Consider the following 20695-nt stretch of genomic DNA (forward strand, 5'->3'; position numbering starts at 1 on the left):
GCCGGCCGGTCGGAACTGGTTCCAGTTGTATGTGATGCGGCAACGCGAGATCTCCTACGGGCTGGTGGAGCGGGCAGCAGCGGCGGGGTTCGACACCCTGTTCTTCACGGTGGACACCCCGATCGCCGGGGCCCGGTTGCGGGATAAAAGGAACGGGTTCTCCATCCCACCCCAGCTCACCCTCGGCACGATTCTGAACGCGATCCCGCGACCGTGGTGGTGGTACGACTTTTTGACCACCCCGAAACTGGAGTTCGCCTCCCTGTCCGCGACCGGCGGCACGGTCGGTGACCTGTTGAACGCGGCGATGGACCCGTCGATCAACTACGAGGACCTGAAGATCATCCGGGAGATGTGGCCGGGGAAACTGGTGATCAAAGGGGTGCAGAACGTCGACGACGCCAAAACCTTGGTCGATCACGGGGTGGATGGGATCGTGCTCTCCAACCACGGCGGCCGGCAACTGGACCGGGCACCGATCCCGTTCCACCTGCTCCCCGACGTGGTCCGCGAGGTCGGTGCGCACACGGAGGTCGCGATCGATACCGGCATCATGAACGGCGCCGACATCATCGCCGCGTACGCGTTGGGGGCCAAGTTCACCCTGATCGGCCGCGCCTACCTGTATGGGCTGATGGCCGGCGGGCGGGAAGGGGTCGACCGCACCATCCAAATCCTCACCGACCAACTGGTCCGCACCATGAAACTCCTCCAAGTCCGCACCCTCGACGAACTCACCCCCCACCACGTCACCCAACTCACCCGCCTGCAACCCCTCCGCCGCGACCCGGCACGACAGGACACCGACGCCTAACGACGGAGAACCGGCCCGAAACCTCCGACCGGCCGCGGCCGGTCGGAGAAACCCGGCCCACCACATCCACAACTCCGACCGAAGACGGCGAATCTCCGACGGAGTGGCGAGTGGCGAGGGGCGAGGGGCGAGGGGCGAGGGGCGAGACGTGGGCGCCACGGTCGGAGAAGTGCGCCGGAATCTCCGACCCACCGCGGCCGGTCGGAGAAACCCGGCCATTCACATCCACATCTCCGACCAAGACCGGCAGATCTCCCACACAAGCCCGCAAATCTCCGACGGAGGCGAGACGCGAGACGCGGGCGCCACGGTCGGAGAATCGCCCCGGAATCTCCGACCCACCGCGGCCGGTCGGAGAAACCTGGCCCACCGCATCCACAACTCCGACCGAGGCCGGCAGATCTCCGACGCAAGCGCGGCAGGAACGCCTAGCGCGGGATGTACTCGTAGACGATCGCCGACCAGTGGTTGTCGAGCTCATCCCACGACTCGGGGCCGTGGTACGCGAGCGCGTACTGCACGTTGAGGATCGGGCCGAGGATGTCGAGCACGTCGGGCTGGAAGGAGGTGTCCGGCGTGAAGCCCAGGCCGAAGCTGTGGATGATGCTGTCATCCGCCGCGCGCAACCAGACGCCCCAGCCCTGGGCGACCGGGGTCGCGACCACCCGGAAGACGTGCGCGGGGTCGTAGTCGGCGGGCAGGGCGTCCGGCAGCTCGGTCATACTGCAACGCTACAAGCCGGTGGCAGGCAGCTGACCATCACTGCTCCGGGGCGGGACGCTGCAGCACCAGGAAGCGGGACCCGTACGCAGGAACGCTGACCGGGAAGCTGGCCAGGTCGTCCACCGTCCCGACCTCGCTGCCGTCGGCCGCGTCCGTCACGACGGCACGGAGCGGAAGGGCCTCCGATCGCACCGTGCCGTCCACCGCGGTCCCGGTCATGTTGAGCACGGTCAGCTGCACGACCGGCAGCCCGTGCTCGTCCAGCGTCTCCAGCTCGTGGACCATCACCAGCATCCCCGGGTGCGCGACATCCGGCACATCCACCTGGCGTGCGGTGGCGATGCCCCAGCGGTTCCGGATGCGCAGCAACTGGCGCAGGCGGCTCGCGAATGAGTTGCGCCGCTTGAGCTGCTCGGGGAGCGTGCCGTAGAGCGCCCGCGCCCGCGGCATCCCGTACGCGGAGCGCTGCTCCTCCGGGGCGACGCCCAGCAGGTCGTGCGCTCCGCGCTCCACCCAGCGGGTGTCGCCCTCCGCGATCAGGTCGGCGACCTGCTCGCGCGGCAGGGTGAGCGCGCCGAGCAGATCCCATCCGGACAGGGCGAACACTCCGGGCTGCCAGGCGTTGAACGCGGCCAGCAGCAGGTGGGCGTCGCGGATCGCCGGGATGTCGGCGTCGGTGATCGAGTCGAGCGTCGCGTGTCCCTGCGTCGCGGCGATCAGTGAGGCGGACGTGCAGGCGATGCCGTTGGTCGTGAACACCAGGTTGTACTCGGCGGCGGGCTGGGTGATCGCCTCGGTGAGGTCGGCGCGGATGCGCTGGGCCAGCTCGCCGCCGCTGATCTCCTCCCCGCGGAACGTGTAGACGTCGTTCTGGTGCAGGGTGGCCCAGTGCACGAGCTCGTAGGTCAGCTCGTCGTGGTTCTGCAACCCGTGGACGAGGACGGCGGGTTCGACGCCCAGCTCCAGCGACGTCCGCAGCGTCAGGCGGAGGAACTCCGTGTCACCGGTCGCGAGGGCGTGGTGGTACGCGGGACGGTTGATGAAGTCATACGACAGGTCCGCGCCGACGGCGGCCGTGTCGCGGATGTCCTCGACGGTCAGATTCAGCTCCTGGAACGTGAAGCCGCCGACCTTGCGGACCATACCGGCGATGATGTGGTTCGCCGCGTGCGACAGCGGGTGGCCCTCCGACCACGCCGGCATGCCCTCCGCGCTCTTCTCCACGCCGAGGAAGCCGTTGGCGTCGAGGCGCAGGGCGCTCGTCCCGAGGTCGCCGAGCGAGTGCAGGGCGTCGCCGATCACCAGGCGCATGCCCGAGAAGGTCGGGTCCAGCCAGTTCACGGACGGCTGACCCTCCTTGAAGTAGTGGAGGTAGACCCAGCGGCGGGTGATGCCGTCCACCCCGATCACCGGGGCGGTCGCACTCCAGTTGGTCTCCTTCACGCCGGGCGCGAAGAAGATCACGCGCTGCAGCTCGCCGATGATGTAGCCGCTTTCGGCGAGCGACGCCTCCGTGGCCGCATCCAGGTTCACGGAGTCGCGTCCCTCCGGTACCTCCGGCAGCAGGTGCCACTCGTCCGGCGGGATCTCCACCATGTGGTAGATGCCCGGGTAGTCCTTGAACGCCATCTCGGCGAGGCGGAAGTCCGCGCCCTTGCCGGTGTGTCCGGGGACGATGTCGTCGATGACGCTGCCGCCGTGCTCCTCGGCGACATCCGTCATCCGGCGGAACGTCTCCTCGTCACCGAAAGCCGGGTCGATCTGTGTGCCGATGCGGTCGAAATGCCCGTCGACGCTCGGTGTCTCCTGCCAGCCGCGGATGCCGCCGGCCCGCTTCACCGGTCCGGTGTGGACGCCGTTGATGCCGATCCGCTCGAACGCCGTCCAGAGCTCCGGGTCGGCGAGGGCCGTCAGGAACGACTCGCCCGGCCGGGTGATGAGGGAGATCGGGTAGGCGGTGAACCAGACGTCCGAGGTGGAGACGGCGCGGCGTGCATCGGGTCGGGCATACGGGTTGCGCCACATGCTCGGGGAGCCGGAGAGCTGCCGGCTGAGCACATCCGCATCCTTCAGCATGGACTGGCGCACCAGCCACTCGACGTACGCCGGGTTCTGGCCGTTGGCCGCACGCGGGTCGGAGAAGGTACGCCGGATGCTGCCGCCGCGCAGGTTGGTGCGGGGGCGGAGGCGACGGGGTCGCGCCGGGTACAGCTGCTCGTCGTAGGTGATCTCCTCCGGAGCCGCGTGTTCCTCAACCACCTCGCTCTGCGCCTCGGGGGCGATGTCCGTCTGTTCGGTTTGCGTCTGCTCGGTCACCTCGGGTGCCTCGTCGTTCACTCGGTCTCCTTCCGTGACTGCCAACGTAGACCCGTGCGGGGGGTCACTCGCTGAGACGTTCGATGAGCTGGCCTTTCGTGAGCCGCGAGACGTTGCGGAGACCGCGGGCCCGGGCGACGTCGCGCAGCGCCTGGACGCTGAGCTGGTCGAGCTCCGGGTCGTGCGGTTTCGGGGTCGTCACCGATCCGGCGTACTCGACCGTCGCCTCCACCTGGTCGTCGCGGACCGACGGGAGGGGTGGTGTGAGGTCGACGCCGGCGGCGGCGCGGGTCGCGTCGGCGGCAGCGTCGGCGGTGGCGTCGGCGGTGGCGCCACCGCCGACCAGCGCAGCGAGTTCCTTCTCGAGCTCGCGGGCGCGCTTCTTGAGCCTCTTCTTGTCGAGCTTCTCTGCGGCCTTCCGCGCGTCTGCGACGGCGTCCTCCGCCCGGGCGAAGGCTTTCGCCGCCGCCTTCTCCAGCTTCTTCTGCTTCGCCATGCCGCTCCGATCCCTCGCGTCTGGGTGGTCGTCATCTGGTGGTCCACCTCGCACGGTGCCACGTGGGGGAGAGGAGGGCAAGCAGCAAAGTCGCGTCAGTAGGCGAAGTGGACCTGCGCGCGGCTCCGGCTCGGGGTCTCGATCTCGTCGATCACGGCCTGGGCGAAGTCCTGACCGCTGATGAAGGACGTGCCCTCAGCATCGAAGAGCGCCACGTCGTCGCCCACGCGGTAGGAGCCGCGCGGCTCGGACGCCGGCGCGTACGAGCCGTAGGTCGCGGCCGGGCTGACGAACACCCAGTCCAGGCCCGCCGGCGCATTCTCGATCAGGTCACCGAGCACGGCGTTCAGCTCACGTGCCTCGCCGGCGAACTGCGGCGGGAGGTCGTCGCCCTCGGCGAAGCGCGGCGCTCCGGGAGCGGGACGGAGCGAGCTGAAGCCGCCGATGACGACCAGGCGGGCTCCGGAGGCGGCGGCCAGCTCCGCCAGGTGGCCGTAGCGGCGACCCAGGGTTCCTGCGCTGTCGCCGCGCGGCGAGACGGTCGCAACGATCACGTCGGCGCCCTCGACGGCCTGCTCCGGCTCGTCCGCGGAACCGGTCAGGTACCGCACGCCCTCCAGAGGCGCCACGGGCAGGGAGCGGCTCAGCGACGTGACCCGGTGGCCCCGCGCGACCGCCTCCTGGGCGATGTGGCTACCGGTGAACCCGGTGCCTCCGATGATCGTGATGTCTGCCATGTCCGTAACCTTTCGCGGGACGACTGTCGCCCTTCCAGCATCCGCAACCCGGGCCGGCTGTGCTTTCTTCCCAGCACGGTCCGGCTGCGCCGTCAATCCCCTGTGCCGCCTCTGGTCGCGCCTACCGTCGGCATCATGAAGCATGTGACCTACTCGGATAAGTCCCTCCTCGTCGGCGACGACGCGGCGGACCTCCTGATGAGCTACGCGACCGTGCTCGGCCGGACGGACGGCACGGACACCGTGACGGTGCATGCGATCGGCGTCGACGGCAACGAGGTGGACGCGACGTTCCTGCTGAACCCGTCCACCATCATGATGATCGAAACCGCCAACACCGGAGTGGAGGAGCCGGACAACGAGTATGCGGTCGAATACATGCGCGAACGCGTCAAGGCCCTGACACAGCCGTTCGAGCTCCGCAGCGACGGCGAGGCGTTCGAGCACTGATCCACCCGCCGATTCACGCCCATCGAGAAGGGGATGACATTGGGAAGCCTGAGGTACGGTTCCGTCACCGTCGAGTTCGACGACCGGGTGCTGACGCACCTGCAGATCGTGATCGTGAACAAGCTGAGACGACGAGAATCGTTCGCCATGTCGTGGCGTGACTCCAACGCCGTCGGGGACGGCCGCAGCGCGATCTGGATCGACCCGACCATCCCTCTTTACTTCAAGTTCGACGGGTCGCGGGTGCCGGAGATCGACCGCGGGTGGCTCGCGGAGCTCTCGGCGTCCGCAGACAGTTCGATGGGTCTCGTCGTGAACGGACCCGAGGGTGAGGATGTGACGGCGCTTCCCGACGTGAGGGTGATCGCCGGGCCCGCAAAGGCCGGCCAGCCCGCCCGCCAGGGACGCGTCCACTAGCCCCGAACGTCCCCCGCGCCCCACCGTCGAGTACACACTTTCTGCACGGATTTTCGAGAATTCCGTGCAGAAAGTGTGTACTCGACGGTGGGGCGCGGGGTGGGGCGCGGGGTGGGGCGGGGTGGGCAGGGCGGGGTGTAGGCGGGACGGGTGTCGGGGGCGGGTTCTAGGATCTCGGTGTGGCGGAAGAGACGCGAGTGGCGAGCGGCGAGCACCTCGTGTTCGCCGATCGGGCGGAGTGGCGGGCCTGGCTCGACGAGAACGAGCAGACGTCCGACGGCGTCTGGCTGGTGCTGGCCAAGAAGGGCGTCACCGAGCCGACCAGCCTCACCTACCAGGAGGCGCTCCTCGAGGCGCTCTGCAGCGGCTGGATCGACGGGCAGCGGCGGTCCCGCGACGCCACCACGTTCGTACAGCGTTACACCCCACGGCGGAAGTCGTCGCTGTGGTCGGAGCGCAACATCGGGCTGGTGGCCGAGCTCATCGCTGATGGCCGGATGCGGCCGAACGGTCATGCCGAGATCGAGCGAGCCAAGTCCGACGGTCGCTGGGAGCGCGCCTACGCGGGGTCCTCATCCATTCAGGTGCCCGAGGATCTGGCCGCTGCTCTGGCCGCATCCCCGGAGGCGGGTGCTGCTTTCGAGGCACTGAAGGGGCAGAACCGCTACTCTGTCCTGCACCGCATCGTGACCGCCCCGAGCGCCACCAGCCGGGCGAACCGTCTCGCGAAACTGGTCGCGATGCTGGAACGCGGAGAGACGCCCCACCCCCAGTGAGGCCGCCGTGCAGTGAGGCCGCCGTGCAGTGAGGCCGCCTGGCGCTGAGCCTCGCTTCGCTCTTCGCTCTTCGCGCTCTCGGCGGCGCGGTGTCTAGGGCTGCACCCTGTGAGGTGGCTATGCTGCCCCCGGGAGGGGGAAGGTCATGCACGAGTTGTCATCCGCCGGCGCATTCGCCGCAGCGATCGCACTGGCCGCGATCGTCCTTCTGCTCGCGCCTCTGGGCGGCACGACCGAACCCGCGGTGCAGGCGGTGGATCTGGTGGTCGCCGGGGTCGCAGGGGCTGCTGCCGCGACCTGCCTGGCGATCGCCGGGGGGCTGCGTCACCGCCGTCGCCGGGCGCGCTGACGCCCGCAGCGGTCAGCTCCGCAGCGCGTCCTCCGGACGCTCGACGCGCGCCGGCCGGGCGCTGAGGGCGCGGACGCTGGTCTGCGGGCGAAGGTCGAGGCGGCGCAGAAGCTGCGCGTTCAGGGCGACCACGATCGTCGACAACGACATCAGGATGGCGCCGACCGACATCGGGAGCACGAACCCGATCGGTGCCAGCACGCCGGCGGCGAGCGGGACGGAGATCAGGTTGTACCCGGCCGCCCACCACAGGTTCTGCTTCATCTTGCGGTAGCTCGCGCGCGACAGTTCGATGACCGACAGGACCGACCGGGGGTCGTCGCTGGCCAGGATGACCCCGGCCGACGCGATGGCGACATCCGTGCCGGCCCCGATCGCGATCCCGACATCGGCCTGGGCCAGCGCCGGGGCGTCGTTGACGCCGTCGCCGACCATCGCCACCTTCCGTCCCTCGTTCTGCAGCTCCTTCACCGTGGCGGACTTGTCTTCCGGCCGCACGCCGGCGAAGTACCGGTCGATGCCGAGATCGTCGGCGACCGACTTCGCGACGGCTTCGGCATCGCCGGTGATCATGACCACCTGCACGTCCTGCGCACGGAGGGCGGCGACGGCCTGACGGGATTCCTCGCGGACCTCGTCGGCGAGCTTCAGCGCCCCCGCGACCGTCCCGTCGACGAGGACGTGGAGGATGATCGCGCCGTCGTCCCGCCACCGTTCGGCGACCTCGGACTCGCGGGCGTTCTCCTGTTCCAGGAGGTTGGGGCCGCCGACCTGCACCCGGTGGCCGTCGACGATGGCGGCGACACCGATCGCGGGGGAGGATTCGAACTCCGTGGCAGTCGGCACGGTGATGTCCCGGCTTCGGGCCGCAGCGACGATCGCGTGAGCGAGTGGATGCTCGGAGTCGGCCTCGGCGGCGGCGGCCCAGGCCAGCAGGTCGTCCTCTGCGACGCTGCCGGCCGTCTCCACCGCTGTGAGCGCCGGCTCGCCCTTGGTGAGGGTGCCCGTCTTGTCGAACAGCACGGTGGTGACGGTGCGCATGCTCTCAAGGGCCAGCCGATCCTTGATCAGCACCCCTCCGCGGGCGGCGCGTTCCGTCGCGATCGAGACGACCAGCGGGATCGCCAGACCGAGAGCGTGCGGGCAGGCGATGACCAGCACGGTGATGGTGCGCACGACCGCCTCGTCCGGGAGTCCGATCATCGTCCAGACCATCGCGGTGATGATCCCGGAACCGAGCGCGAACCAGAACAGCCAGCCGGCCGCGCGGTCGGCGATGCGTTGTGCGCGGGACGACGAGTTCTGCGCGTCGCTGACCAGACGCTGGATGCCGGCCAGCGCGGTGTCATCGCCGACCGCGGTGATCCGGATCCGGACGCCGGAGTCGGTCGCGACCGTGCCGGCCACCACGGTGTCGCCGGGTTCGCGGCGGACTGTGCGGGACTCGCCGGTGATCATCGACTCGTCCATGCTCGCGGTGCCCGACTCGATCCGTCCGTCAGCCGGAACCTGGCCGCCCGGCCGGACGACCACGAGGTCGTCGCGGCGCAGCTCGGACGGCGCGACGGTGACCGTGGACTCGCCCTCGACCCGCTCCGCCTCATCCGGCAGCAGCGCGGCCAGGGAGTCGAGCGCCGACGTCGTCTGAGCGAGCGAGCGCATCTCGATCCAATGGCCCAGAAGCATGATGACGATCAGCAGGGCCAGCTCCCACCAGAAGTCGAGCTCGTGGTCGAGGATGCCGAGGCTCGCACCCCAGGAGGCGAGGAAGGCGACCGAGATCGCCAGGGCGATGAGGAGCATCATGCCCGGCTTGAGCGCCCGGAGTTCGCTGACGGCGCCGGTGAGGAAGGGTCTGCCGCCCCAGACGAACATGACCGTACCGAGCACCGGGGACACCCAGTCCACCCAGGCTGCGTCCGGCAGCTGGTATCCCAGGATCGTCGCGAACATCGGGGAGAAGGCCACGACCGGGATCGCCACCACGAGCATGATCCAGAACAGTCGGCGGAACTGGCCGACATGGTCGCTGTGGTCGTGGTGGTGGTGGTGGTCGTCGTGGTGCTCCATGGTCATGCGGTCAAGCTATACCCCATAGGGGTATCTGTCAATCGTCATGAATGCGAGCGAAGTGGTACCCTCTGGGGGTATCCAATCGAAGGGGGAAGCCCGATGCGCAGCACCGACTACCTGGTGGCCGGCATGACCTGCTCGCACTGCGTCGGCAGTGTCACCGAAGAGCTCGAGTCCATCGACGGCGTCGAGACCGTCAGAGTCGACCTGAACGCGGGCGGAACCTCGACGGTCACGGTCTCGTCGGCTGCACCGCTGGACGCCGACGCCGTACGCGCGGCGATCGACGAGGCGGGGTACTCGCTGGTCACCGCATGAGTTCGACAGCCGTAGAGCTCGACATCGGCGGGATGACCTGCGCCTCCTGCGCCACGCGCATCGAGCGCACGCTCAACCGCCTCGACGGGGTCGAGGCGACCGTCAACTATGCGACGGAGAAGGCCACGGTGAGCGCCGATGGCGTCGACACCTCCCTGCTGATCGCCACCGTCGAGGCCGCCGGCTACACCGCCGCCCTGCCGGTGCCGCCCGACACGATGGACGAGACCCCGACCTCTCCGGCCGACCGCGAGACAGCGGAACTGCGCCGGCGGCTGTTCGTCTCGGCAGCTCTGACCGTGCCGGTGGTCGTCCTCTCGATGGTGCCCGCTCTGCAGTTCACCGATTGGCAGTGGCTGGCCCTGACCCTCGCCACCCCCGTCGCTGTGTGGGGCGCGTGGCCGTTCCACCGCGCCGCGTGGGTCAACGCGCGGCATGGCGCAGCAACGATGGACACGCTGATCAGCGTCGGAGTCATCGCTGCCTTCGGGTGGTCGCTCTACGCCCTGTTCCTCGGCGACGCCGGGATGCCCGGCATGCACATGACATTCCAGCTGATCTCTGCGCCGGGCTCCCGCTCGGAGGAGATCTACCTGGAGGTCGCGTCGGCCGTCACGGTCTTCATCCTTGCCGGCCGATACTTCGAGGCGCGGGCGAAGCGCGAGTCCGGCGCCGCGTTGCGGGCACTGCTGGAGCTCGGGGCGAAGGATGCCTCCCTGCTCCGAGGCGGGGTGGAGACGCGGGTGCCCGTGGCATCTCTCGTCCTCGGGGATCGTTTCGTGGTCCGGCCCGGGGAGAAGGTCGCCACCGATGGCCGTGTGGTCGACGGGTCCTCCGCGATCGACCTGAGCATGCTCACCGGTGAGTCGGTGCCGGTCGAAGTGGGCCCTTCCGACCACGTCACCGGTGCCACGGTGAATGTCGGTGGACGCCTGGTGATCGAAGTCACGGCCGTCGGCGCCGACACCGAACTGGCTCGGCTCGGTCGGCTGGTCGAAGAAGCCCAGACCGGGAAGGCAGACGCTCAGCGCCTTGCGGACCGGGTCTCGGCGATCTTCGTCCCGGTCGTCATCGGTGTCGCGCTGATCGCCTTCGTCGCCTGGCTGTCGCTCGGCGCCGGCATCGAGCCGGCTTTCAGCGCGGCGGTCGCCACCCTCATCATCGCCTGCCCGTGCGCGCTGGGCCTGGCGACCCCTACCGCGCTGCTGGTGGGCACCGGTCGCGGAGCGCAGCTCGGCCTGCTGATCCGAGGCCCGCAGGTGCTGGAGCAGACCCGCCGGATCGACACCATCGTTCTGGACAAGACCGGGACCGTCACCACCGGTCGGATGCGCCTCGCCGGTGTGCACGCCGCCGAGGGGGAGGACGAGGCCACCATCCTCGCGGTCGCCGCAGCGGCCGAAAACGGATCGGAGCATCCGGTCGCCCGGGCGATCGTCGACGGTGCGCGCGACCGAGGGATCCCGTTGGCCGACGTGGAGTCGTTCCGCTCCGAGCACGGCCTCGGCGTCCAGGCGGTCGTCGACGGCCTGGACGTCGCCCTCGGTCGCGCATCCTGGTTGGCCGACGAGTGGGCTCTCAACATGCCCGCGGCTGTCGTAAAGGCGATCCGGGAGGCGGAAGGACAGGCGATGACCGCCGTCGTGATCGGCTGGGACGGCGCGGCGCGGGGAGTGCTGACCGTCAGCGACAGGGTAAAGGAGTCCAGCGCGGAAGCGATCTCGCGGTTCCGGGCCCTCGGGCTGGAACCGGTCCTCCTGTCGGGCGACAACGAGCGCGCGGCGTGGGCCGTCGCCGAGCAGGTCGGCATCGACGATGTGCGCGCCGGGGTCACCCCGCAAGGCAAGCTCGACACGATCCGTCGGCTGCACGCCGACGGGCACGTCGTCGCAATGGTCGGCGACGGAGTCAACGATGCCGCGGCGCTCGCTGCCGCCGACCTCGGAATCGCGATGGGCGCAGGGACCGACGCGGCGATCGCCGCAAGCGACATCACGGTGATGAGCGGCGACCTGCTCGCGGTCGGGGATGCGATCCGGCTGTCCCGGCGCACCCTCGGCACCATCAAGGGCAACCTGTTCTGGGCGTTCGCGTACAACGTGGCGGCGATCCCGGTCGCGGTCCTCGGTCTGCTGAACCCGCTGCTTGCGGGCGCTGCGATGGCGCTCTCCAGCGTCTTCGTTGTCAGCAACAGCCTGCGGTTGCGCCGATTCCGCGCGCAGGCGAACCGCTTTTAGCGGGCCGAAGCCTACTTCGCAAGGGGTCGGCGCAAAAATTGACAAGGTCCACGCCCCTGAGGACTATCGAGAAGATGACGTTGGTGGACGGGACCCTCGAGGACTTCGCCCGCGACTTCCAGGTCGCGTTGGCGCAGCGCCAGGTCCTGGCTGCGTACCAGCCGCAGATCGATGTCACCGATGGCACCGTCGTCGGGGTCGAGGTGCTCGCCCGCTGGACGCACCCGGAGCGCGGCTCGATCGCCCCGGACGTCTTCATCGACGTCGCCCAGAAGTCGGGCCTGCTGCCGCTGCTGACCGCGCGCATCCTCTCGGATGTGACCGCGGAGTTCATCCCCGGCTGCACCATCGATGTTGCGGTGAATGTCTCGGCGACCCAGCTCGAGGACCCGGCCCTCTACGACATGTTCGAGGGCGCCTTCGAGACCGGCCGCTGCGACCCCACGGCCCTGATCGTCGAGGTGACCGAGAGCCGGCGCATCCGGCATCCCGATCGCGTTGCCGGGCCGCTGGAGGCGCTCACCGCCGCCGGCGTCACCATCTCGGTCGACGACTTCGGTACGGGTCACTCGTCGTTCGCCCGCGCGGAGGCGCTGCGTGCGACGGAGCTGAAGCTGGACAAGAGCCTGGTCCAGGCCGACGAGCGGGCGCACGAGGTGGCGGAGATCATCTCAGAGGCGCACCGTCGCGGGATGCGCGTCGTCGGCGAGGGCGTGGAGAACCGCCCGCAGCTGGACCGGCTGGTCGCTGCCGGATGTGACCGGGCACAAGGGTTCTGGATCGCGAAGCCGCAGCCGGCCAAGGCTCTGCGCCTGTGGCATCACGCGCGTTCGACGCGCTCCTGAGCAGCCGAGCAGTTCAGAGGGCGTCGAACGAGTCGATGTCGACCCGCGGCTCCTCTTGGCGCGCGGCCGGGGGGTCGACCTCGATCTGCGCCCAGGTCACCGGCATGCCGGGGGAGAAGAGCACATCCACACCGGGGCCACCGCGCAGCGGCGGGATGGTGACGTAGCCACCGCCGGCACGCACCGCCTCGAGGATCTTTCCGCGGAGTTCGATCACCGGATCAGGGAGGAAGTAGTCCTTTCCATCAACCGTGAGGCGGTGAACGATCATGCGGTTTATCCTTTCGGTGCGGATGTTGTTGAACCCTATCGCGCCGTCACGATACACCCGTATTCCGGGCGTATAAGCTGCCAGCAGCACTGAACGCGCGGCAAACGACGACGAGAAAGGTTCCCGTGGGCACCCTCCGCTACGACGGCGAAAGCTACGAACTCGACGACCGCCTGCTCTTCCACATGCAGATCGCGATCAGTACCAAGCTGCGCCGGGGCGAGAACTTCTTCCTCACCTGGCCTGTCCCCGCCGAGCTCGGCAGTGGACGGCACACCATCTGGGTGGACAACGGTGTGCCGCTGCACATCTTCTTCGCAGGCTCGAAGATCCCGACGCTGAACAAGGACTGGATCGAGGCCATGATCCAGACCGGCGCGCGCGCCTCCGGCATGATCATGATGGAGGAGTCGGAGATCCGCCCTCCAGGGCAGCGTTGACGCACTTATAGCGGAAGCCGATTGCGAAAGCAAGGCCCCCTCATTTTCTTGCGCCGCCGAAGCGGTCGACCGATCATTTGAGGAGAGACCTTCGACCGCATCCACGAGGGCAGAAGCAGTAAGGAAGAACCATGGCCGAGCAGCTCGCAGACATCATCGATCTTCCCACTGAGTACGTTTCCTGGCACTCGCCGGCGGCGTCCCTGTGGGTGGCCTCCACCCCGACCGCCTATGTCGGCATGGTCGACCAGAACTTCGACGGCTTCGCCGCCACCGACTGCACCGGCCGCGAGCTGGGCGTGTACGCGACGCAGGAGTCCGCACGCATCGCCGTCTACGGCGCCTGGGTCGCCCCGGCTCCTGCCGAGGAGGACGGGCAGCGGGCGCTCATCGCCTGACCCACCGACCATCCCGGCCCGGCGTTTCGGGTGCGCTCACCGGGATCTGGAGGAGCCCCGGCACCGTTCTGGTGCCGGGGTTCCACCGTTTAACCGCTGCGGTCAATTCAGGCTGGGCTCGGTCAGTGCCTCGGCGACGGCCTGCTCCACGCCGAGCTCCCGGCCCTCGGCCACAGCCGCAGCCAGGCGGCCAGGCGGCGACACCGCAGCGAGCCGGTCCAGGTATCGCTGGTGGAAGGTGAACGTCGGCCCGTTGTGGGTTCCGGACCGCTCGCGGAGGGCGTGCGCCGCGCCCGCCAGGCGGCCGGCCCGGTCCACGTCCCCGGCCAGGGCGGCCACGGCGGCGAGCCCCTCCAAGCCGTAGGCGATGCCTTCGATGTGGCCGAGGGAGGTGGACAGGGTGACGCTGAGGGCGAAGTCCTTGCGGGCGTCCTGAGGCGACCCGAGGAGGAGGTGCGCCCAGCCGAGGTGATACGCCGCGATGCGGCCGCCGACCGCGTCCCCGCTGCGCTGGGTCAGCGCCAGCGACTCGTCGAAGCGTTCGAAGGCCGTCCGTACCTCCTGCCTGAGCAGCGCGACCCTCCCGAGCAGCACGAGTGCCATGGATTCGCCCCAGATGTCGTGGGTGTCGCGGAACAACGTCAGGCTCCGCTCCATCACCTCCGCGGCCCGCTCGGCGTCGGGCTTCTCGCCCGCCATCAGTGCAAGGGCGAGGGAGATCAGGGCCATCGCTTCACCCGTCCGGTCGGCGCACTGCTGGAACAGGTCCGCGCTCTCCGACAGATCCGCCGCCACCCGGCCGTCGGGGTCCTTCCAGAACCGGATGGTGCGGGTGAAGTACAGCGCGATCGCCCGGGTGCGGTCCTGGAGCGCGTCTCCGGACTCCAGCGGCTCGTCCATCCAGGTCCGGACTTCGCCCAGGAGGCCGATCACCCAGAAGTAGAGGAACAGGTTGAAGGCGAGTTGGGCGGCGCGGTCCCAGTCGCGGGAGTCCAGCAGGTAGCGCTCGGCCGCGCGCAGGTTGTCGCGCTCGTCGCCGAGCCGCTGCATCCACTCGCGCTGACCGCCGGCCTTCAACGGCAGCCGCGCCCGGGAGCCGAGGTCGATGAAGTACCGGGCGTGGGCGTCCTGGGCCGCAGTGAGCCCGCCGCCGGACGCCAGCTGCTCCCGGGCGTACTCACGGACGATGGCCTGCATGGTGAACCGGGGACGGTCGTCGCTGTCGTGCTGGGACACCAGGCTGGAGTCGACCAGGACGGCCAGATCGCTCAGCACGTCGGACCGGTCGCCGTCGGCGGTGTCCCCGTCTGGCCTGTCGCCGTCTGCGCTGTCGTCGTCAGTGCTGTCACCGTCAGCGCCCACGAACTCCGCGGCCTCCAGAGTGAAGCCGCCCTCGAAGACGCCCAGCCGCGACAGCAGCCTGCGCTGCTCGGGCGTCAGCAGCTGCGTGCTCCACTCGATGGTGCGCCGGATGGTCTGCTGGCGTTCCGGGAGGTCGCGCGAGCCGCCGACGAGCACCGACAGCCGCCGGTCCAGCCGGTCGAGCAGCTCGGCGGGGGAGAGTACGCGGATGCGCGCGGCCGCGAGCTCGATGGCCAGCGGTGCCCCATCGAGGGCGGCGCAGATACGGGTCACCGCATCCCTGTTCTCCGGCGTGATCTCGAAGTCCGGTTTCACGGCGTGAGCCCGCTCCACGAAGAGGCTGACCGATGAGTCCTCGGCGAGCGGCCCGACCTCGTAGCTCTGCTCGGCACTGACCCGGAGCAGCGCCCGGCTGGTGACCAGCATCGCCAGGCCCGGCGCGGCGGCGAGGAGCCCGGTGAGCAGCGGGGCTGCATCCAGGACCTGCTCGAAATTGTCGAGCACGAGCAGGATCCGGCGGTCGCGCAGGGCGGTCACCAGGTTGTCCAGGACGGGCGCGTCGCCGGTGTCGCGCACTCCGAGAGCCTGGGCGATCCGGTTGGGCACGCGCTGCGGGTCGTACACGGCGGACAGGTCGACGAAGACCGCGCCGTCGTCGAACTCTTGCGCCGCCGCTCGGGCCGCGGCGATCGCGAGCCGGCTCTTGCCGATCCCTCCGGGTCCCGCGAGCGTCACGAAGCGTGTGCCGTGCGCCAGCCGGTCGACGATCGCGGCGACGTCGTCTTCGCGGCCGACCAGGCCCGTCAACGGCACCGGAAGGCGCACGGGTTCGACCACGCGGTCGGCGTCGCTTGCGACGTCCGCGGTGACCACGGCCCGGCTCTGGTCGAAGCGCTCGGCCAGGAGGGTGGCGAGGTCGTTCTCGATCAGCTGGGCCAGCTCCTTCGCCGTCTCGAAGTACTTGTACGCTGCACGATCATCGTCCCGGATGCGCGCCAGCAGCGTCGCCAGCTTCGGCTCGCGGTCGGTGGCGGGGCTCTTCACGTAGAGCAGCCGCGGCAGCTCAGGCGGGCAGAGATTGTACTCGTCTTCGAGCCCGGAGACGTCCTCGTCGGGGGCCACCCAGCCGTAGCGTTCCCAGTAGAGGCCGAGGAAGACGTCGCTCTGCTCCAGGTAGGCGCGGTACAGCTGCCTAGGGGGATGCGGCCGGGCGCCGAGCTCGAACATCACCGGGGCCAGGTGGAGGCGCTCGATGGCCGTCCGTGCTGCGCGGCGCTCGGCGGCGAGCTCCTGCAGCGTTGACGAGACGAAGATCCGGAGCCGCTGGTCCGGCGTACGGATTACCTGAGGGTGGCTCATATAACGTCATTGTGTGACGTTCGTGTGGAAATGTACAGAGGGCGTGCTGCATCAGACCGATAGCACATCACCGGGCTGCCACGCAAGCCTCTTCATCCGCTTCGTCGGACGCTGTTAGCTAGGCACGTGAAAGAAATCGCCTGGTACGTCCTCGGATTCTCCGCCGCTGTCTGCGCGTTGGCTCTCGGACTGCTCCTGGCGCCCGGCGCGACCGGCACCACTCGGGGAACGGGAGGGCTTCTGCAGCACCTCACGCCCACCCAGTGGTCCGACCTCATCGTCGCCCTCGTCTTCGCGACGGCGGCTTTCGTGAGCGGGAGCTACCTCTCCGCCCGCGCGGCTGCCGACTCGGACGACGCGACGATGACGGCGGAGCTCGTCGCCGAGCCGGCGCACTGAGCCCCGCCGTCAGCACTCACATGTCGCGGTAGCGCTTGGCCGCGGCAAGGGCTTCACGCAGTCCGGCGGCATCGTAACGCCTGACGTAGGCGGGGGTGTCGCGCTGGGCGCGCCACCCCTCGGCGAGCTCGCCGATGTCCACCGCGTCGAACCCGAACTCCTCGATCAGCGCCGCGACGCGGTCGCGCGCCGCTGCGTCGTCGCCCGCGACGATGAGGGCCCGGCGGTCGGGGGAACCGGCCGGGAGGCCCTGGCTGGTCAGCTCGCCCGCACCGATGTGATTGAAGGCCTTCACCACGTGCGAGGTGGGCAGCACCTTCTGCAGGCGCTCCGCCACGGTCGTGGACTCGTCGTCCAGCTCGGCGATGTGCCCGTCGCGCCGCGGGTAGTAGTTGTTGGTGTCGATGACGACCTTGCCGGCGAGCTCCTCGACCGGCAGCGTCGCCTCGGCGGCGAGCGGGGTGGTCACCACGACGATGTCGCCCGCCGCCGCGGCTTCGACCGGTGTCGCCGCACGGGCGTGCTCGCCGAGTTCGCCCACGAGGCCGTGAAGGCTCTCCGGGCCGCGCGAGTTGCTGAGCACGACGTCGTAGCCGCGTGCCACCGCGAGACGTGCGAGCTGGGAGCCGATGTGTCCTGAACCGATGAATCCGATAGTCGTCATGCCGGAGGAACCCCGGTCCCGCTCACGGCATTCCCCGGCAGCCGCACGTTTCGGTCAGCCGCACAGTCCGACGCCGGCGGACGTGAGGATGACCGTACGGTTCTGCTCGGCGAGAGCGTCGGAGTATTTTCCCGTCGCGTCCGTCTCGCTCTTCCAGCCGCACCACTGGAACCCGACGCCGGCGGTCTTCAGGAGCGAGGTCGGCACGCCCAGGCCCACCAGCGCGGCTTTCACCGCGTCGGCCCGTCGCTGTGAGAGCGCTGTGTCGGCGGTGTTGTCCGTCGCCTGATCCTTCGACGCGGTGCCGGTGATCGTCACCGGCTTCCCGTTCTGCTCGATCGCGGGCACCAGGGTGGCGAGCACCTTCTGAGCCGCGGCCGGGTCGGAGAAGTCGGCCGTGTCCTTGGCGAAGAGCAGGTCGCTGTTGCGGATCACGACCGGGTGCGTCCAGTCGGTCTTGGTGGCCACCGCCTCGACAGTGACCGGCGTGACCGCCGGGAGCGACGGGGCGGCGCTGCCGGAGGCCGGCTCAGGCAGCAGGGAGAGCGTGCCACCAGCGGCCTTCACGACGGCCGACCAGATGGCCTCCAGGTTGCTGCGGGCGGGGACGGTGAGCGGCTGCTGGGCACCCGCGACGTCGCCCATCCCGGACCAGTACACCGTCACACCCTTGAGGTCGGACGGCAGCAGGTTGCGGGAGGTGAGGTCGGAGACCACCTGGCTCGGGTCGGCGTAGAGCAGGCCGGTCCCGGCGAAGTTCAGGGGGTCGGTCGTCTGCAGTCCGCTGCCGATCACGATCACGCCCATCGGGTCGCTGCCGAGGTCGCGCGCCGCCTGGTCGATCGCTCCGAGGTAATCGACCTCCGGAGCCGTCGCTTTGAGTCCGCCGATGTACGAGGTGATCTGCGTGAGCTTGGTGCGCTGGTCGTTCTGACAGACGATCGCATCCTGAGCCGACGAGCCCAGCGGGGTGGTGCCCATCACCTGCGGCGTTCCCGACGGCACGACGACGGTCACAGCCCCGTTCGTCTTGCTCGCGGCGGAGAGCTGCGACGAAGCGGAGGCGGGGAGGGCGACGGCCGGCGCGTTGGCGGTGCTGCCGGCGACCACTCCGAGGTTGCGCTTGTGGGACTGGTCGCAGGCTTCGCCGGAGGCCGTCGCGGGCGTGCAGGCCGTCAGGCCGGCGCAGACCGCCACCACCGCGGCCGCCGCGGCGAGGAGGCGCGGGCGGAGGCGCGGGCGGATGCTCACTGCACACCTCCGGTCGCCGTGCCGGGCGTCGGGCCGCCCGGAGTCGACCCGCCGGGAGGCAAGGGCGCCGCCACGTCGGGCGCCTCGACGCTGCGACGCGCGCGCAGCTCCCGGATGATCTGGCTGGTGCTCTCCGGGTCGCGCTCGCGCTGGGCCAGGCGGGTGGCCAGCTGGGCGCGCACCACATCCATCCGCGAGTGGAAGGTCACCCGCGCGCCGGTGTAGCGGACGGCGTCGTGGGCGTCGAGCTGGTGCGCGGACCGCGTCCGCTCCTGTGCGGCGACGGCCTCGCCGAGCAGGCGGTCCCGGTGCACCCGCAGGCGTGCTGCATGCGCGTGCGCCTTCTCGGCCGCGGTGAGCAGCGGCCGGGTGGTCAGCCAGGCGGCGACGAAGCTGACGGCGCCGGAGGTCATCAGTACGCCCAGCATGAGGAACGCCATGATCGTGTCGGGCGCCGTCCAGGAGAACACGGCGGGCGCGGCCGTCTGCGAGCCGCCGACGAGACCGGTGAGGCCGCCGGCGCTCTGGGCGTCGATGCCCGCCTTGATCCGCGCGACGGTGATCGCAACGAGGATGGCCGCCCAGACCAGGCCGAGCACGATCGAGGTGGCGATCCAGCGACGGGACATCACTCCCGCCTGCACCCGCCGCAGCAGGATGGCGACGACGTGCGGCAGTGTGACCACCGCAAGCGAGATCCCGAGGGTGATGACGTACATCTGCAGCCCGATGGAGCCGTACTGGCTGTCGTTGCGAAGGAGCAGGGTGAGCGCCTGGGCCAACAGGATGTAGTCGACCGTGATCATCGCGAGCAACAGCACGTAGACCATCGCGTGCGCGAACGGCGAGATGTGCCCGACGCGCGGTCTCAGGCGGGGCGGGCGGGTGACGATGTCGCGAGCCATGGCGGCCTCTCAGGCGTAGGTGTGGAAGTCGGGGTCGTGGCCGGCGAGCTTGGCATCCAGCCGTTCGACGTCCTGGTCGGCGCGCCGGATATCCGCCTCGGCGCGTTCGAGCGCCCGGCGGATCAGCTCCTCGCGCTGCTGCGCCTCGGCGAGCCGTGAGGACGCGGCGGCGACGTTGCGGGTTCGCTGCGCCTCCAGGTCGGCCACGCCGGCGCGCTCGAAGGCGGCGAGCTCGTGCTCGAACACCTCCAGCGTCTCCACGTCGACCGCGTGGCGCATGCGCCGCAGTCGCCAGAGGAGCCGACGGCGCAGCCCTCCGGTGGCCGGGACGCGGTAGTCCTTCAGCCGTTCACGTCCTGGCATCGGTCCTCCTGGTGTCGGCGTCGTGTTCGCGGATCGTGTCCACGGTGCGGGATTCGCTGATCGGGTGCAGAGCGTCGACCGCGGTCCCGCGGGCGGTGAGCCACTCCGAGCGGCGCAGCGCGGGCGGCCGGGGCGCGACGCGCCCGGCGGTGGCCTCGCGCAGTGCTCCCCAGTACAGCGCGGTCTTCTCGTCGGAGCGGTCGAACATCCGTGCCGCCCGAAGCTGCGCGGCGGTGAAGCGGGAGTTGATGAGGGCGCTGAGTTCGTCGGCGCGACGGTGGGCTCGTCGAATGCGGCGCTCCAGCCGCCGGAGCTCCTCGAAGGCCGGCCCTCGGCCCTCGGCGATGTTCGGCCGGGCGGCGGCCTCGCCACCGGCATCGGAGATGCGCTCCAGCTGCCGGTCGTAGGCGTCGATGTCGCTGCGCAGCGCGGAGACGAGCACCCGGTGCTCCGTCAGCTCGCGCCGCATCCGCCGGAAGAACCGCTGCTCCTCGCGGCGGGCGTAGGCGTCGGCACGCGCCTGCAGGGTCGCCACGGTCGGTGTCGTGGCGTCGGCGCGGTCCGGCTCCGTGTCGTGCACGGCGGCGGCATCGCGGCGGGCCAGCCGGGCCAGCCGGCGGCGAGCCAGGACCCCCACTCTCAGCGGCTGCGTCGTCATATCGGGCGAGCGTAGGCACTGGGCCTGTGCGTCGGCTAGGTGAAGGTCGAAGGAAGCCCGAACGTCACCCAACC

23 protein-coding genes are annotated in these 20695 nt (G+C 69.9%); 11 read left to right on the top strand and 12 right to left on the bottom strand.

Annotation, left to right across the window (positions count from 1 at the left end; genetic code table 11):
* The coding region (locus tag AB4079_RS17975; protein ID WP_441788696.1) for an alpha-hydroxy acid oxidase at positions 1 to 814 on the top strand (814 nt) is incomplete at its 5' end.
* Positions 815 to 1242: 428 nt separating this feature from the next.
* On the opposite strand, the gene AB4079_RS17980 is transcribed toward AB4079_RS17975, so the two are convergent.
* From AB4079_RS17980 to AB4079_RS17995, 4 genes are all read right to left on the bottom strand, one after another.
* The gene (locus tag AB4079_RS17980) at positions 1243 to 1536 is read right to left on the bottom strand and encodes a hypothetical protein (RefSeq protein WP_441788697.1); all 294 of its coding nucleotides are present in this window, start codon (positions 1534 to 1536) and stop codon (positions 1243 to 1245) included.
* 37 nt (positions 1537 to 1573) lie between these two features.
* Positions 1574 to 3820: a maltose alpha-D-glucosyltransferase gene (gene treS, locus AB4079_RS17985; protein WP_441788762.1), complete on the bottom strand. Its 2247-nt coding sequence runs from the start codon at positions 3818 to 3820 to the stop codon at positions 1574 to 1576.
* Positions 3821 to 3917: 97 nt separating this feature from the next.
* On the bottom strand, positions 3918 to 4349 hold the full coding sequence (locus AB4079_RS17990; RefSeq protein WP_441788698.1) for a Rho termination factor N-terminal domain-containing protein: 432 nt from the start codon (positions 4347 to 4349) through the stop codon (positions 3918 to 3920).
* A 95-nt stretch (positions 4350 to 4444) separates the two neighbouring features.
* Entirely contained in the window at positions 4445 to 5086 is a 642-nt protein-coding gene (locus AB4079_RS17995; RefSeq protein WP_441788699.1) for an NAD(P)-dependent oxidoreductase, read from the bottom strand.
* 135 nt (positions 5087 to 5221) lie between these two features.
* Between AB4079_RS17995 and AB4079_RS18000 the strand changes: the two genes are divergently transcribed.
* The 4 genes from AB4079_RS18000 (at position 5222) to AB4079_RS18015 (ending at position 7078) form a co-directional block, all read left to right on the top strand.
* Positions 5222 to 5536 carry a hypothetical protein gene (locus AB4079_RS18000; protein ID WP_441788700.1) on the top strand — a complete coding sequence of 105 codons (315 nt, stop codon included), beginning with the start codon at positions 5222 to 5224 and terminating at the stop codon, positions 5534 to 5536.
* Positions 5537 to 5575: 39 nt separating this feature from the next.
* A complete protein-coding gene (locus AB4079_RS18005; protein ID WP_441788701.1) occupies positions 5576 to 5953 on the top strand; it encodes a DUF7882 family protein in 378 nt (125 codons plus the stop codon).
* 179 nt (positions 5954 to 6132) lie between these two features.
* A complete protein-coding gene (locus AB4079_RS18010; RefSeq protein ID WP_441788702.1) occupies positions 6133 to 6729 on the top strand; it encodes a YdeI/OmpD-associated family protein in 597 nt (198 codons plus the stop codon).
* A gap of 145 nt (positions 6730 to 6874) precedes the next feature.
* Positions 6875 to 7078, top strand: a complete 204-nt coding sequence (locus AB4079_RS18015) for a hypothetical protein (RefSeq protein WP_441788703.1) — start codon at positions 6875 to 6877, stop codon at positions 7076 to 7078.
* A 12-nt stretch (positions 7079 to 7090) separates the two neighbouring features.
* On the opposite strand, the gene AB4079_RS18020 is transcribed toward AB4079_RS18015, so the two are convergent.
* Complete coding sequence (locus tag AB4079_RS18020; RefSeq protein WP_441788704.1) at positions 7091 to 9154, bottom strand: heavy metal translocating P-type ATPase; 2064 nt, start codon at positions 9152 to 9154, stop codon at positions 7091 to 7093.
* 96 nt (positions 9155 to 9250) lie between these two features.
* Between AB4079_RS18020 and AB4079_RS18025 the strand changes: the two genes are divergently transcribed.
* From AB4079_RS18025 to AB4079_RS18035, 3 genes are all read left to right on the top strand, one after another.
* Positions 9251 to 9469 carry a heavy-metal-associated domain-containing protein gene (locus AB4079_RS18025; RefSeq protein WP_441788705.1) on the top strand — a complete coding sequence of 73 codons (219 nt, stop codon included), beginning with the start codon at positions 9251 to 9253 and terminating at the stop codon, positions 9467 to 9469.
* Positions 9466 to 11706, top strand: coding sequence for a heavy metal translocating P-type ATPase (locus tag AB4079_RS18030; protein ID WP_441788706.1), 2241 nt, complete (start codon positions 9466 to 9468; stop codon positions 11704 to 11706). The genes AB4079_RS18025 and AB4079_RS18030 overlap by 4 nt, the downstream gene beginning before the upstream one ends.
* Positions 11707 to 11780: 74 nt before the next feature.
* A complete protein-coding gene (locus AB4079_RS18035) occupies positions 11781 to 12551 on the top strand; it encodes an EAL domain-containing protein (protein ID WP_441788707.1) in 771 nt (256 codons plus the stop codon).
* A 13-nt stretch (positions 12552 to 12564) separates the two neighbouring features.
* On the opposite strand, the gene AB4079_RS18040 is transcribed toward AB4079_RS18035, so the two are convergent.
* Entirely contained in the window at positions 12565 to 12822 is a 258-nt protein-coding gene (locus tag AB4079_RS18040; protein ID WP_441788708.1) for a hypothetical protein, read from the bottom strand.
* Positions 12823 to 12947: 125 nt separating this feature from the next.
* On the opposite strand from AB4079_RS18040, the gene AB4079_RS18045 reads away from it, so the two are divergent.
* Positions 12948 to 13262, top strand: a complete 315-nt coding sequence (locus AB4079_RS18045; protein ID WP_441788709.1) for a DUF7882 family protein — start codon at positions 12948 to 12950, stop codon at positions 13260 to 13262.
* Between the two features lie 131 nt (positions 13263 to 13393).
* Entirely contained in the window at positions 13394 to 13660 is a 267-nt protein-coding gene (locus tag AB4079_RS18050; RefSeq protein WP_441788710.1) for a hypothetical protein, read from the top strand.
* Between the two features lie 102 nt (positions 13661 to 13762).
* Here the strand turns inward: AB4079_RS18050 and AB4079_RS18055 are convergent, their stop codons facing one another.
* Positions 13763 to 16381 (bottom strand): DUF4062 domain-containing protein, encoded by a 2619-nt coding sequence (locus AB4079_RS18055; RefSeq protein WP_441788711.1) that lies wholly within the window; start codon positions 16379 to 16381, stop codon positions 13763 to 13765.
* 126 nt (positions 16382 to 16507) lie between these two features.
* Between AB4079_RS18055 and AB4079_RS18060 the strand changes: the two genes are divergently transcribed.
* Positions 16508 to 16780 carry a hypothetical protein gene (locus AB4079_RS18060; RefSeq protein ID WP_441788712.1) on the top strand — a complete coding sequence of 91 codons (273 nt, stop codon included), beginning with the start codon at positions 16508 to 16510 and terminating at the stop codon, positions 16778 to 16780.
* Positions 16781 to 16796: 16 nt separating this feature from the next.
* Here the strand turns inward: AB4079_RS18060 and AB4079_RS18065 are convergent, their stop codons facing one another.
* The 5 genes from AB4079_RS18065 to AB4079_RS18085 are packed head-to-tail and all read right to left on the bottom strand — an operon-like array spanning position 16797 to position 20621.
* Positions 16797 to 17444: an NADPH-dependent F420 reductase gene (locus AB4079_RS18065; protein WP_441788713.1), complete on the bottom strand. Its 648-nt coding sequence runs from the start codon at positions 17442 to 17444 to the stop codon at positions 16797 to 16799.
* Positions 17445 to 17498: 54 nt separating this feature from the next.
* Entirely contained in the window at positions 17499 to 18695 is a 1197-nt protein-coding gene (locus AB4079_RS18070; protein ID WP_441788714.1) for an OmpA family protein, read from the bottom strand.
* Complete coding sequence (locus AB4079_RS18075) at positions 18692 to 19600, bottom strand: hypothetical protein (protein ID WP_441788715.1); 909 nt, start codon at positions 19598 to 19600, stop codon at positions 18692 to 18694. The genes AB4079_RS18070 and AB4079_RS18075 overlap by 4 nt, the downstream gene beginning before the upstream one ends.
* A gap of 9 nt (positions 19601 to 19609) precedes the next feature.
* The gene (locus tag AB4079_RS18080; protein WP_441788716.1) at positions 19610 to 19963 is read right to left on the bottom strand and encodes a hypothetical protein; all 354 of its coding nucleotides are present in this window, start codon (positions 19961 to 19963) and stop codon (positions 19610 to 19612) included.
* Positions 19950 to 20621, bottom strand: a complete 672-nt coding sequence (locus AB4079_RS18085; RefSeq protein ID WP_441788717.1) for a hypothetical protein — start codon at positions 20619 to 20621, stop codon at positions 19950 to 19952. The genes AB4079_RS18080 and AB4079_RS18085 overlap by 14 nt, the downstream gene beginning before the upstream one ends.
* Positions 20622 to 20695 lie beyond the last annotated feature (74 nt).

Source organism: Leifsonia sp. 2MCAF36 (genome assembly GCF_052115525.1).
Taxonomy (GTDB): Bacteria; Actinomycetota; Actinomycetes; order Actinomycetales; family Microbacteriaceae; genus Leifsonia.